General features: G+C 44.5%; 10 protein-coding genes. All 10 read right to left on the reverse strand.

Annotated elements, in window-relative coordinates; genetic code table 11:
- Positions 1 to 8 precede the first annotated feature (8 nt).
- Positions 9 to 1373 (reverse strand): ABC transporter substrate-binding protein, encoded by a 1365-nt coding sequence (locus JOE49_RS00575; RefSeq protein WP_209940389.1) that lies wholly within the window; start codon positions 1371 to 1373, stop codon positions 9 to 11.
- Between the two features lie 99 nt (positions 1374 to 1472).
- Positions 1473 to 3329, reverse strand: coding sequence for a sensor histidine kinase (locus tag JOE49_RS00580; protein WP_209940390.1), 1857 nt, complete (start codon positions 3327 to 3329; stop codon positions 1473 to 1475).
- A gap of 23 nt (positions 3330 to 3352) precedes the next feature.
- A complete protein-coding gene (locus JOE49_RS00585; RefSeq protein ID WP_209940391.1) occupies positions 3353 to 4948 on the reverse strand; it encodes a response regulator transcription factor in 1596 nt (531 codons plus the stop codon).
- A 70-nt stretch (positions 4949 to 5018) separates the two neighbouring features.
- Entirely contained in the window at positions 5019 to 5708 is a 690-nt protein-coding gene (locus tag JOE49_RS00590) for a DNA alkylation repair protein (protein ID WP_023990220.1), read from the reverse strand.
- A 19-nt stretch (positions 5709 to 5727) separates the two neighbouring features.
- Complete coding sequence (locus JOE49_RS00595; protein WP_023990221.1) at positions 5728 to 6345, reverse strand: DNA-3-methyladenine glycosylase family protein; 618 nt, start codon at positions 6343 to 6345, stop codon at positions 5728 to 5730.
- A 62-nt stretch (positions 6346 to 6407) separates the two neighbouring features.
- A complete protein-coding gene (locus JOE49_RS00600; RefSeq protein ID WP_209940392.1) occupies positions 6408 to 7223 on the reverse strand; it encodes an SPL family radical SAM protein in 816 nt (271 codons plus the stop codon).
- Entirely contained in the window at positions 7213 to 7755 is a 543-nt protein-coding gene (locus JOE49_RS00605) for a methylated-DNA--[protein]-cysteine S-methyltransferase (RefSeq protein WP_023990223.1), read from the reverse strand. Before JOE49_RS00605 ends, JOE49_RS00600 begins: the two co-directional genes overlap by 11 nt.
- The gene (locus tag JOE49_RS00610; protein WP_209940393.1) at positions 7736 to 8341 is read right to left on the reverse strand and encodes a bifunctional transcriptional activator/DNA repair enzyme AdaA; all 606 of its coding nucleotides are present in this window, start codon (positions 8339 to 8341) and stop codon (positions 7736 to 7738) included. The genes JOE49_RS00605 and JOE49_RS00610 overlap by 20 nt, the downstream gene beginning before the upstream one ends.
- A gap of 185 nt (positions 8342 to 8526) precedes the next feature.
- A complete protein-coding gene (locus JOE49_RS00615) occupies positions 8527 to 10017 on the reverse strand; it encodes an alanine/glycine:cation symporter family protein (RefSeq protein ID WP_209940394.1) in 1491 nt (496 codons plus the stop codon).
- Positions 10018 to 10236: 219 nt separating this feature from the next.
- Positions 10237 to 12126, reverse strand: a complete 1890-nt coding sequence (locus tag JOE49_RS00620; protein WP_209940395.1) for a beta-glucoside-specific PTS transporter subunit IIABC — start codon at positions 12124 to 12126, stop codon at positions 10237 to 10239.
- Positions 12127 to 12251: the final 125 nt, after the last annotated feature.

Genomic DNA, 12251 nt, shown 5'->3' on the forward strand with positions numbered 1-12251 from the left:
CACTCACCCTATTCTTTTGGATACGTCCCTTTAAATTCCGCGTTAGCCTTTGCGGAAACCTCCTTGAATGCTTGCTCCACCGTTTTCTTGCCCAGCCATACCTGATCCAGCGCCGGGTTAATGATAGCATTGATTTTTTCCGAGTTTTTCAGATAATAGTCGTAAGAATTGACACCGTTATGCAGCGTTTGGTTCATGACAGCATCACGGTAACCATCGGCATGACCTGGTTTGACATCAGCCCATTTGCTAATCAAGTCTGGTTCGGTGTACCATTTTTTCATGACAGGCATCCACAATCCGCTGGAATGCATGTCAAGTCCGCTTTCAGCATCCAGCAAGAATTTATAAAACATCCATGCTTCTTTAGGATGTTTGGTTTTGGCAGAAATCACTTCCGGTTCGCCAAACAGGATCGTTTTGCTGCTTTTCAGCTTGGGTAATACGCCTACACCAAAATTCACCTTCGATTCTCCAAGATCCAATTGAACCCACTGTCCATCCAGATCCATCGCTACACGCTTACTTTGCAGTGCTACGGCCGGGGAAGGTATATTTTTGGACTGCGTTGGCGACGGTGCCACATGATAAACGTTGATCAGATCAGCCATTTTCTGAACAGCTTCAATCACATCAGGGCTCTCAAGATTAAGCGAGTCCCCTTTGTCTGAAATGACACTTGCGTTATTGGAAGGCACAAGCAAATGCCACATCCATGTATCAAACCGAACTCCATACTGTTTAATGTTACTTGCATCGAAATTGGGACTGAGCGCATTATTTCCCGCTTTATCAATGGTCAGCTTTTGTGCTGTCTCTAAAAACTGCTCCCATGTCCAAGCCTCCTCAGCCTTTACTGGCGGCAAAGCAACACCAGCCTCCTCAAACAAATCTTTATTGTAATAAAGCGCGAAAGCTTCCTCAGTTACCTTGATCCCAGCCACTTTGTCCTTATCCCAATAGATGACTGAATTAGGAATAAGACTTTCCTTCGTTAGCTCCTTATCCTCCTTCAAAAATTCATTTAAATTATATAGTTTGCCTTGTTCAGCCCATTGCAGAGCCTGTGCTTTATAAATGGGAAATACATCGGGTGCCTGATTGGCGGCAAACATCGTCGTTAATTTGGTTACGTAATCCCCGGGGATATGCATATAGTTAATTTTGATCCACGGATATTTCTCTGTAAATTTTTTAGCGATTTCCTGCTGAACCTTCTTTTCATTGGTGCTCCCCCAACTGGCATAGGTCAGTGTCACTTGCTCGTGACCCTGCAAATCAACTGGTTTGCTGCTGCTCTCATTTGAACTACAGGCTGACATAAGCCCAACGATCAAGCACATGCAGACAATCCATAATTTTCGTTTTAACATGAGTAACGCCCCCAAACCGTTTATTTTTTTATCTTTTCGTTTGTTGCTTCGTCACTAAACTCATTTTAGCAAACGCTTACATTTTTAAAAGTCGTACTCTCATTGGATTGGTGTCATTTGATTAGATCTATGAATTTCTCCGATGCGAATCAGGACGAATGTCCCTTTACCTGCTGGCGAGTGGAGCGTAATGCCATAATCCATTCCATATAATAGCCGTACTCTTCTGTCTACATTTTTAATGCCCGTTGATCTGATTTCTCCAGCTTGAATTCGGCGTATATGATCTTCTTGAATTCCTAATCCATTATCCTCCACTTTAAAACACACCAATTGCTTCTCGATCCAGGCTGTGATCCTAATCAGACCCCCTGATTCCATTTCGGCGAAGCCGTGAATAATTGAATTCTCTACAAAAGGCTGCAAGAAAAGTTTGGGAACTTCCATCTGAAGCAAAATGGGATCAATATCATATTCCACCGTGAACTTGTCCTCAAAGCGATTCTGCATAATATAAATGTATTTTTCCAGCCAATTCAGATCGGTTTCCAAACTCCATGTATCGTTTTTAGTTCGAGTAGTAATTTGCAGCATTTCCGCCAGACTAATGATCAATTGGCCCAGCTCGTGCTGTTTATGTTCTAACGCGATCCAATACATGGTCGTTAAAGTGTTATACAAAAAATGGGGATTCAGCTGTAAATTAAGTGCCATTAACTCCGACTCTTTGGCTCGTAGACGTGACTTGTAATTTTCCTCGATTAAATCTTTAATTTTTTCATTCATTTGATTAAACCGAATCACCAGGTCTCCCAATTCATCATAGCCACGTACAGGAATTCGAATATCAAAATGTCCCTTCTCCATTACTTTCATCGCCTGTTTCATATCCGTGATGGGCTTACTGATATAAACAGACAGTAAATATGCAAGAATAACAGCAACGAGCATCATAAAACCTAAAAAAAACACCGTGTAGGTGCGAATCGTTGACAGATGTCCCAATACATCTTCCATGGGAATGGCTATATAAGATACCCAGCCCGTCGTCTTCATCGCTTCGTAAACCAGTAATATGCTTTGACCTTTAACGTTTACCATTTTCATCCCTTGTTCCGAAGTAATGGCATCCTTAAGCCAATCCGCCACGGGCTCCCCCACTTGTTGCTGTCCATTCGAACTCATGACCATCCCATTTTTATCATGAATCATGCCATAGGATAGATGTGTAAATCCGCTGCGGGCTGCATAATCTTCAAAGCCCCCTTTTAACAAGTCAGGACGAAAATTCAATATAAGTATAGGTTTTTCCTTTCCCTCCGGAAGCGTATGAAAGGTTCCTGCATCATCTAATGCAGTCAAATGGAGCTGCTTTACCACAGCAAATAAAGAACTAAACTCATAGGAGCCTCGTTTTAAATCCTGCTGATGGAATGTATCGGCATACGAATAAGCGGGAATCCATTGGGTAGCCCCTTCTGCTTCCACCGCCGTTGTTGCCAACGGAGAAGAATAGAACGGCTGAACGGGAATATACATCCGATCAGTGCTTCCATATGCATAATTTTGCGTCATAATTTGGGAAGCATACACTTCCTCCATATTGCCAAAGTATCTGTACAAAGTTTTTGTAATGCTGCGATCAGCTCGTAACAGCGATGAAGAATCCGTAGTATCCACGTTCATAATGGTCTGAAGAAGATCATGGTCGATCGGAATCATATCTACGGTTTTTTGAATAGCTGTCAGCTTGTTATCCAGCAGCTGGTTATTACTACGCAGAACGCTTGTAACGCTATCTGTTACATTTGTAGTAATATTCCGTGCGCTCGTTTCAAAGTAAACGAAACCTAGGATCAAAACGATAAAACCAGACAACAAAAAATAGGACAGCATCAATTTCGTACGAAAGCTACTGTCCAAAAATTTTTGATACATATATTTAACTTGGCGCATCGTATCTTCCTTTCACCTAACAATCATTTGAATTTCCTACGAAATTCTTCCGGCGTGTGCATTACGTTTTTTTTGAACACTTTAAAAAAGTATTTGATATCTTTATAACCAACCTGTCTACTAATTTCTGCGACCTTGGCGTCTGTATGCAGCAGTAAGTGCTGAGCCTTTTGCATTCTGAGCTTCACCATATATTCCGTGAACGAGAGCCCAAAATAATTTTTGAACAGAATGCTAAAATAGGACGCATTATAGTGGAAGCTCCGGGCCACGATCTCCAGACTTAGGTCTTCATGTAGATGTGCATCTAGAAATTCCTTGCACTTGTTCATAATGGGTTCGCCTTTGGAGCCGCTATGAAGCTCAAGAATCAGCTCTTTTAACCATGTTGCAACACCATCCTCAAGATTCCGAAGATAGGTTGCCCCTTCGACAGCTTTGTTCAAACGTTCCGAGAAACGTGAGTAGACTTCCTCACTCCACCCTATATTTAACCGTTGTAAACTAACCAACAGAAGGTGTACCAATTTAGCTTTAAGCGCTTCAGGTGCAGGATACCCTTGTGTCATTTGTCCAATGAAATTTTTCACCTGACCCAATAGCTGATCGGGCTCTCCATTAGAGATAGCGCTTTCAATAAATTTAAAAAAGGCCCTTTGTTCGTGTGCGCTCATTTCCTGTACTGGCCGCTCATCATCTGAAACGACAAGGTTCAAACATCTGATGTGAGGTGTATAAAAACGCATGGAGATCAGGCCAACGGCCTTTTCGTGAGATTGGTTTATTTGCATTTCATCAAAATCAAAAGACTGACCCCAAGCAAACCAGATTGAAATCGCTTGCTGTTGCTCCAACTTTTTCAGCCCAGCTTGAAGGGCGCTTTTGGCCTCCTTGCTTTCAGCCCTATCCTTCCAATTCACTACTGCAACCACATGGTCTTTACGGGATTCGAGTGGAAACACGACAGAAGACGCCCAAGGTCGCAATATTTCAACAACCGTATTACGGAGCTGAGAATCCCACATATGTATATCCTCCGGGTGGGCCGCCGATGCTCCCAACGCGAGAACTTCTCCTACCCCACGCCATCCAAAGTGACTCTTTAATAGGATTTTCTCATTAGGCTGTAATTTGTCTGTCACGCATTTGCTAAACAAATGCTCCACAAATGCAGGCATACTCTGCTCGATCTGATTCAACGCTGTTTGATTCCCAATCAGTGCTTCCTGCTCCTCTACAATGATCTTCTCCATATGTTGAATCACTTCAATGAGCTGCTGCGATTGCACCGGTTTCACCAAATAATCATTCGCCCCGTACCTCACCGCCTGCTGTGCATAGCTAAATTCCTGGTAGACTGTCACTAAAATAACTTTGGTCTCATGCTGACCAGATGTTCTCAATTGTTGAAGATATTCAAGTCCATTCATGATCGGCATTTGAATATCTGTAAAAACGATTTGGATCGGTTTGGATAACGAAATGGTCAGAGCATCTTTCCCGTTCTTGGCTTCCCATACCTCGTATTCGGGACGTAGATCCCTGACCATGGCAGCCAAACCTCGACGCTGTCTAGTTTCATCATCCACAACAAGTACTCCCAGCGGGATCGAATTCACTGACTCCCCTCCTGTTCGTTTTCATACACGCATTTTTTTTCAGTATAACACTTACAGTTGGGAGCCGATCCTATTTTCTTTTTCGCTTCATACCGCGGATAGTCGTTTTCGTTGCCTGATCCACCCGATATGATTCCGTGATTTTTTGCAGTGCTTTGTTGAAGGTGAAATCATCCAATGTATTATGACTTAAATACGCCATTGTTACCTCTGGCAGCTTGATATAACAGATCGATATCGCCCATGCTACTGCCATTTGTACATAATAATCCTCACGATGGGTCTGATCCAGTAAAGTAAACACCCGGTTCATATACTGTTCCTCAATATAAAAATTTAGAAGCATAACCACACCAAACCGAATTTCATATTCTTTCTTGGAGAACAGATAGGGCTGAATAAACTCCCATACCCGTTCTTTATGATGTTTCGTGATTTTCAATCCGGCACAAAAGCTGTCACATACGGACCAATTATCAATTTTAGGAACAAACTTGGCGGTATAACTCAAAACTTCCTCTATATCTGTTTTTACAGAACCAATCACCATACCTTGCAGCATTACTTCTTCGAAGTGTTCACTTTCAGCGGTCTCCAGGTAGAGACGCCAATCTCCTTTGGCAATATTTTGAGCTAGCTTACGCAGCACTGGCAGACGTACACCCAGCACATTATTAATCGTCGGAAGCAATGCAGCCGTAAATTTCTGAAAATCCGCATCCACGTATGACAGTATCTGTTCTCTGATTGTTTTCTCCATCGTTTCCACTCCCTGATTCTTAACGAAATGAAATACTCCACAAATAAATAGAGGCTACCGAACCATAAGGCGAATAAACTCGGCGGTACTCCTCAAATTGCTGCTTGGTCAATGTATCTAGATGGTACAACTTCATCATTCCCCGTCGAATAGCCATATCGCCCCAACTGACGACATCTGGACGCTCCATACAATTAATCAGCATCATTTCAGCCGTCCAAGGTCCTATCCCTTGCAGCGAGGACAATTTCTGGATCACCTGTGCATCGGAAAGCTCATATAATTCCTGTAAATCCAACAGGCCCTGCTCGATCGTTTGGGCTATATTTAGAATACATGTGGCCTTTTTCATGGTGATGCCACAGCTTTGAATATCTAAAGCCGTCTGAACGGCTATATTTTGTGGAGTGATCACGCCTAACTTTTCCTGCATCCTTGCCCATATGGTCTGAACCGCCTTGGCCGATATAAGCTGTCCCACAATCGCATGAACGAGCGCCGCGAACAGGTCGGGAATGATGATCCGTTCTACCTTGCCCATTTGCGTCATCGCTGCACCAAGTACGGTGTCTACGTTTTTTAGATAATTGATTTCCTTTTCTCCATAATCAAAGTTTTTGGTCATTACGGTTTGCATTCGTTCTCCCGCTGCCCCCTTATATGTTCACTCATGATTCAATGGCATGGACTGCTTTTACATCAAGGTTCGAATCCTTCTTTGCTCACATAGAGCTGCTCTTTCGGGAAAACATGGAGAAAACGTTCATAAACCTCCTTATAGGCAGCAGGATGATACCATTCTTCCAGCCCCAATGACTCGTACAACGCACCAATTTTTAAGCTACGCGTTCGTCTTCCCCCACTGCCGTCTCCCATAAAATAATCATCAATACAGACACGGTTGACCAGAGGCAACAGCTTATCTGCAAAATGTTCACTGCTTGGAAGCATCGGAGCAATCGTAGCTTGGGTTGGTACACCTGCCTCCTTTAAAAGATGCAGCGTTTGGAGACGAGCCTGGATGGGAGGAGCTTCCGGGGTAAAATGTTTGCGTATATCTTCTCGATCAGTTTCTACAGTCATACTCACACGAACACGATTCCCCAATCGAAGCAGTAAATCGGTATCCCGCCGTACCAGTGGACTGCGCGTCTGTAAAAAGAGAAAATCAGGTGGATCCTCCACCATCACCTCCAGCAGAGACCGGGTCACCTCTTCCTTGTACTCGGCAGGCTGATAAGGATCTGTGCTTGATGACATAAAAATCGTGACTTTACCTTTGGACTTGGCTCTGCGAAGCTCCTTACGAAGAATATCTGCCGCCTGATTTTTAATATCAACCCATGTCCCCCAAGCTTCCTTCCGAAATGTGGAGACTGGCAATTGGCGTACATAGCAATACGAGCAACCAAAGGTACAACCTGTATACGGGTTCAACGAGTGTGTATACCCTGACAAGAAGCCAGTCCCTTTATTCAAAAGAGTCTTGGGGGATTTGTAATACTCATTTTTCATACTGAACCGATGCCACACTTTCCTTTTCGAGCTGCAAAAGCTTCACCTTCATGTCCAACCCACCCCGATATCCGGTCATAGCTCCATTTTTACCAATAACCCGATGACAAGGGACGGTGACCAAAATCGGATTAGCACCGATGGCAGCCCCCACCGCACGAACAGAGGCTGGCTTTTGAATAGCGTTGGCAATGTCTGAATAGGATAGTGTTTCCCCATACGGAATATCACACAACGCATTCCAAACCGCCATCTGGAACGCAGTCCCATGAAAGTCAAAGGGCAATGTAAATTGGGTCCGCTCCCCTTGGAGATATTCAATCAGCTCCTTGGCATAGGGCTGTAAAGCAGCATCCTCTTCAACTAAAGGACTGCCGGGAAATCGCCTTCCCGCCCATGAAAACAATTCCTCTACAGGTTGATTGGGCGAACCTACATAACATAGTCCTTCCGATGTAGCTGCAATATATAAATTCCAATCCTCATGTGTCAACAATGACCAATAGATCGTTTTATTTATTTGCTGTGCCATGCTGTGTACCTCCATTTTGTGTTGCTTTCAATTTGAGTTGGCGATATTGCAATGGGGTGTAGCCTGTATTCTTTTTAAATAACGTAATAAAGTAAGGTGCATTGGACAGACCTACGTTCTCCCCCACTTCCGTAACAGATATATCTGAGCAAATGAGCAGCTTCTTCGCTTGTTCCAACCTGGTCTGCTGTATATATTCCATTGGAGTTAGATGCATAATCCGCTTGAAGGTACGATGTAAATGATACGGACTTCCATGACTTATCTCAGCCAGGATGTGCAATGTTAAGTCCTTCATATAGTTAGAATTCACGTATTCTGTAACCAGTGCGACCCATTCATGATCAGGCAATCGTTGTCCTGTCGGTTTACATCTTTTGCATGGACGAAAATGCTGGGCCAATGCCTGCTCTGCTGTTTTAAATATACGGATGTTCTCTCTTTTGGGAGGTCTGGATTTGCAGGAGGGGCGACAAAATATTCCCGTTGTCTTCACAGCGTACAAAAATACCCCATCATATGACTTGTCGTTTTCTACAATAGCTCTCCACTTGTCGTCAGTTATGGATAAATCGGATGTGCTCATTCAAATCACCTCTCTTGTGCAATGTGGCCTCCCCACATATCTATGGCAGAATTTTTCTAAATCCGTCTGTCTAAATTATAGACTAAATAGTGAACATATGTACCCCTCTTGGAATGTAAAGGCAAGATAACGAAAAAAAGATGACTCCCCGCGGAGCCACCTTTGATCTTACTTATCTATCTTATTTAGGCTTGCAGCTTGCTCGGTTTGGCGGTAATCGTCAACTCATCTGAAGGAGGCTGATATTCCTTTGACCAATACTCGGCATTTGAAATACCTGCCTTCTCCGGGTCAAACACCGGGTCCAGCCCTTGCCTCTGCTGCTGTTCGTAATCCTTAAGCACAAGAAGAGCAGGCTTGGCCAACAGAATCATAGCAATCAGATTCACCCAGAGCATAATACCGACCCCCATATCCCCCAGTGTCCACGCCAACGCCGATTCCTTGACGACCGTTCCATAGAACGTCGAACCCAGGATAACCAGCTTTAGAACGAACATGGGCCATTTGGCTTTACGGTCGGCAACCAGGTAGGCCATATTCGTTTCTGCGATGTAATAATAGGCGATAATGGTCGTAAAAGCGAAAAAGAACAAGGTAATGGACAGCAGACTCGACCCAAAACCCGGAAATACCGATTCAATAGCAGCCTGTGTATATTGGGTTCCCTCTTCAACACCCGGGAGATGTTGCACAATAAAATCGCCACCAGGTCCCTTCACATTATACATACCAGTAAACAGGACCATAAAAGCCGTAGACGTACAGACCAAAAAGGTATCCACATACACGGAAAACGCCTGAACTAGCCCCTGCTTCGCCGGATGAGATACTTCCGCAGCGGCTGCCGGATGCGCACCAGAGCCTTGTCCGGCTTCGTTGGAATAAATGCCCCGCTTTACGCCCCAAGCGATCGCCGTCCCTGCCATACCGCCAAACACAGAATCCACGCCAAAGGCACTGCGAAAAATCAGCGAAAATACATCGGGAAGCGCAGTAATGTTCGTCATCATAATGTAGAAAGAGACGAGGATGTAACCGAGTGCCATAAACGGAATGACAACCTGAGCCACATTGGCAATCCTTTTTACACCACCAAAAATGATAAGCGCCAGCAACACGACTACTAAAATCCCCGAAACCTTCATATCCATGCCAAACGAACTGTGAAAAGCTACAGCAATGGAGTTCGATTGAGTTCCCGGCATCAGTAAACACATCGCGACCAACGCAGCAACCGCAAAAATGACGGCAAACCATTTTAAGCCTGTCCCTTTTTCAATATAAAAGGCCGGACCGCCCCGGTACTGACCATCGCGCTTTACCTTATACACCTGAGCCAGTGTGGATTCTACAAAAGCTGTAGCCGACCCGATAAAGGCCATGACCCACATCCAAAATATCGCCCCAGGTCCACCCATACCAACCGCCAAAGCAATCCCAGCAATATTCCCCGTCCCTACACGCCCCGATAGTGCCATCGTAAAGGCCTGAAAGGAGGATACACCTGCCTCGGAACTTTTCCCTTTAAATACTAGGCGGATCATCTCTTTGAAATGCCTGATTTGTAGGAAGCGAGTCATGATCGAAAATAATAGCCCCACACCCAAACAGACATATACCACAGGATTGCTCCAAATGACGCCGTTTACTGCCTCTGCCCACTGCTCTAACATTCCTTGTATTTCCCCCTGATCAATCAATTGATTTTCCAGTCTATGTTTTCAGAAAATTTGCATAATTACAAAAAATTATAGATTAGTTTTTACCCCCGTACAAGTTAATTTAATTGACATATTGTCAATTACACGTGAGCTTACCGGCTACATAAAATGACGACAAAAAAGCTCTGATGATCCGGGAATGTGGACCATCAGAGCTTTATTCTTAAGACATCAGGCGATGCCCTCTTTCTCATTTGAAGCACTAGACAATTTCAACAGTGGGGACTGCTCCGTTACCTCTCCTTGAGCGATTGGGAGGATCTCAACATATTGGGAAGAGTTTGTAATGATAACTGGCGTAATCGTAGGATAACCCTCTGCCCTGATTTGCTCAACATCAAACTCAAGCAGTAGATCCCCAGCTTTTACCTCGTCGCCTTCTTTGATATGGGAAGTAAAATATTTACCGTCCAGCTTGACTGTATCTACTCCAACATGAATCAAAACCTCTGCGCCATGGGGTGAAACAATCGCAAGCGCATGTTTTTTCTTGAACGCCACAGTGATGGTTCCATCGAAAGGGGCCACGACTCTGCCCGTTGTCGGTTGGATGGCGATACCTTTGCCCATAGCCTCTGAAGCAAATGCAGCATCTGGAACTTCTGTTAGAGCTACCACAGTTCCTTCAATCGGGCTAAGTACCTCTTCATTGGAAACATCGGTTGGTGAGGTTGATTCATTAGCCGAATTGTCGATGGTTTCTTCCGCTTCGACCGGGTCCTCAAATCCTAAAATATAGGTCAAAATTGCCGACACCAGAAATGAAACCGTAATCCCTAAGATCAATCCCGGGAATCCTTGTCCACCGGGGCCGTAAAAGATTGGTAAGGTCAGCAACCCAGGTGCGCCGGAGGCAAATGCTTGCGTTCCCGCTTGACCGATAATGGCACCACCGGCGGCGCCGCCGATAATACCTGCAATAAACGGACGTTTCAGTGGCAACGTAACCCCATAAACTGCTGGCTCCGTGATGCCGAATAAAGCGGTAAGTGTGGCGGAACCCGCCAGCGTTTTCAGCTTTTTATTTTTCGTTTTCAGCATAACACCAAACGCAGCGCCGGTTTGAGCAAAGACGGAAGCCGAAGCAGCGGGCTTAATGCCATCCCGGCCGTTGACAGCAATGTTATTAATAAATACAGGTATAAGCCCCCAGTGAACACCAAAAATAACGAGCAGCTGCCAGCAAGCACCAAGGATTGCTCCAGCCAGCAACGGACTAAAGCTGAACGCAGCAACGAGTGCGGTAGCGATTGCGTTGCCCACATACACCCCGACTGGACCAAAGACCATCAGGGTCAGAGGAAGCATAATTACAAGTAGAATCAAAGGTGTAATAAAGTTTTTAACGCTCTCGTGGATCACTCGATTGCACCATTTTTCCAGCTTACTCATGACGATGACGGCTAAAATGATCGGAATAACGGTAGATGAATAACTCATCATAACAATAGGAATACCGAAAAAGTCCGTAGGTGTACCTTCCGTTTTTAGCGTGACAATGGTCGGGTAAAGCAACCCTCCGGCAATGGTCAGGGCAACGAAGATATTACCACCGAATTTCCGTGCCGTTGTAACCGCTAACAAGAGAGGAAGAAAATAAAACAAACTGTCGGCCGCAGCATACAAAATCATATAGGTAGTGTCTTTCGGTAGCAACCAGCCGAGGTTGCTCGCAATCAGCAGCAGACCTTTCAGAATACCGGACCCCGCCATAACTCCGAGCAACGGTGCAAAAATGCTGGAAATTACGTCGATTACGGCGCCAAATCCTTTGTTGCCTTTAGCAGAATGATCTTCTTTTCCAGTTTCATTCAAAATATTGGATACTTTGCCGATTGCATTATATACCTCTGGTACTTTGTTGCCGACTACAACCTGGAACTGACCACCGCTTTGCTTTACCGTGATAATTCCATCGGTTTTTTCCAGCTTTCCCTTGTCTGCTTTTGCCTCATCTTTTAGCACAAAACGCAGGCGAGTGGCGCAGTGAACGAGCGATATTACATTTTTTTCGCCACCTACCAGGTGTACAATTTCCTTAGCCAGTTTTTCATTACTCATGATGGACACCTCCATGTTCTAAGGGGCTTTTTACATATTTAGGCACACAAAAAACCTAAGCCTTGAAAAATGGTGGGCACTTTAGTCCCGCAATTTTTCATGACTTAGGTTTTGCCTGCATAACC

The organism is Paenibacillus sp. PvR133 (genome assembly GCF_017833155.1).
Classification (GTDB): Bacteria; Bacillota; Bacilli; order Paenibacillales; family Paenibacillaceae; genus Paenibacillus; species Paenibacillus polymyxa_B.

Bases quoted from the DNA above. Each gene is read 5' to 3' on its own strand.
- JOE49_RS00575 (WP_209940389.1), bottom strand. From the start codon at position 1,373: ATGTTAAAACGAAAATTATGGATTGTCTGCATGTGCTTGATCGTTGGG.
- JOE49_RS00615 (WP_209940394.1), bottom strand. From the start codon at position 10,017: ATGTTAGAGCAGTGGGCAGAGGCAGTAAACGGCGTCATTTGGAGCAAT.
- JOE49_RS00610 (WP_209940393.1), bottom strand. From the start codon at position 8,341: ATGAGCACATCCGATTTATCCATAACTGACGACAAGTGGAGAGCTATT.
- JOE49_RS00600 (WP_209940392.1), bottom strand. From the start codon at position 7,223: ATGAAAAATGAGTATTACAAATCCCCCAAGACTCTTTTGAATAAAGGG.
- JOE49_RS00595 (WP_023990221.1), bottom strand. From the start codon at position 6,345: ATGCAAACCGTAATGACCAAAAACTTTGATTATGGAGAAAAGGAAATC.
- JOE49_RS00590 (WP_023990220.1), bottom strand. From the start codon at position 5,708: ATGGAGAAAACAATCAGAGAACAGATACTGTCATACGTGGATGCGGAT.
- JOE49_RS00620 (WP_209940395.1), bottom strand. From the start codon at position 12,126: ATGAGTAATGAAAAACTGGCTAAGGAAATTGTACACCTGGTAGGTGGC.
- JOE49_RS00580 (WP_209940390.1), bottom strand. From the start codon at position 3,329: ATGCGCCAAGTTAAATATATGTATCAAAAATTTTTGGACAGTAGCTTT.
- JOE49_RS00605 (WP_023990223.1), bottom strand. From the start codon at position 7,755: ATGGCACAGCAAATAAATAAAACGATCTATTGGTCATTGTTGACACAT.